The organism is Vibrio sp. 1641, assembly GCF_033339995.1.
GTDB lineage: Bacteria > Pseudomonadota > Gammaproteobacteria > Enterobacterales > Vibrionaceae > Vibrio > Vibrio alginolyticus.
Genome location: NZ_JAWOVP010000194.1, coordinates 1 through 683 on the forward strand (window position 1 = coordinate 1; position 683 = coordinate 683).

The window sequence follows — 683 nt, forward strand, 5'->3', positions numbered from 1 at the left end:
CAGCGGTACTGATCTTCACGCCGATCTTCCTGCCAATCGCGCTGGATATGGGCATCGACCCGGTTCACTTCGGCATCATGATGACCTTCAACTTGGCGATCGGCATCTGTACTCCACCGGTAGGTAGTGCGTTGTTTATCGGTTGTTCTGTGGCGAATGTTGCGATCGACAAAGTGATCAAGCCGCTTCTGCCATTCTACGTTGCACTGATTGCGGCCCTAATGGCGGTGACCTTTATTCCTGAACTCAGTCTGTTCTTACCAAAACTGGTCCTAGGCTACTAACTCTTTCAATGAATCATCCCGCAGAGCACTCTGCGGGAGAAGGGAAATAAAATGAAAACCATTGCAAACTCTACCCTAAATGCTGCTGTTTCGCTGCCAGATTACGACCGTTCTACACTCAAAAGCCGTATTATTCACCTTGGTTTCGGTGCTTTCCACCGAGCGCACCAAGCACTGTTCACCAATGAAATGCTGAGCAAAACGGGCTCGGATTGGGGCATTTGCGAAATCAACCTATTTGGCGGTGAAGAGTTAATTCAATCGCTGCGCGCGCAAGATCACCTCTACACGGTGGCAGAAAAAGGCGCAGAATCGACCGAAGTCAAAGTGATTGGCTCGGTGACGGAATCACTGCACCCACATTTGGACAGCATCGAAACTGTTCTCGAAAAAATGGCC

General features: G+C 49.8%; 1 protein-coding gene and 1 pseudogene. Both read left to right on the forward strand.

Features of this window, described 5'->3' with window-relative positions:
- The coding region (locus R7Z47_RS25000; protein ID WP_318130783.1) for a TRAP transporter large permease subunit at positions 1-284 on the forward strand (284 nt) is incomplete at its 5' end.
- A gap of 51 nt (positions 285-335) precedes the next feature.
- Positions 336-683: pseudogene (locus tag R7Z47_RS25005) on the forward strand (fructuronate reductase); the annotation flags it as partial.